Origin of the sequence: Vibrio anguillarum (genome assembly GCF_001989995.2) — a bacterium.
In the GTDB taxonomy this organism is placed as follows: Bacteria; Pseudomonadota; Gammaproteobacteria; order Enterobacterales; family Vibrionaceae; genus Vibrio; species Vibrio anguillarum.
In genome coordinates this window covers 1-281 of sequence record NZ_JAHGUP010000256.1, presented here as the reverse complement: position 1 = coordinate 281, position 281 = coordinate 1, and the positions used below count along the sequence as shown (strand labels likewise).

1 pseudogene is annotated in these 281 nt (G+C 42.3%); it reads left to right on the top strand.

From position 1 onward, the window contains the following. Positions 1 to 216 (top strand): annotated as a pseudogene (locus PL85_RS18760) (IS5/IS1182 family transposase); the annotation flags it as partial. Positions 217 to 281: the final 65 nt, after the last annotated feature.

Here is a 281-nt window from a genome sequence, read left to right as displayed (position 1 = left end):
CAAAAGCTCTACGGCTCCAACAAGAAATGGAAAAAGCGGTATGGCTATCATAAGCGCTCACTATCAGAGACAGCAATGTACCGAGTAAAACAGCTGCTAGGTGGGAAATTAAGCCTAAGAAATTACAATGCTCAGGTTGGCGAGACTTACGCTATGATCAAAGCGCTGAACAAGCTTACAGGACTTGGTATGCCTGAAACTCAGTATATTGCTTAATAACTGAACAACTTTGGGCTGCCATGTCTTACAACCGAATTAAGCAACAAAGCCCTTCATTGAAA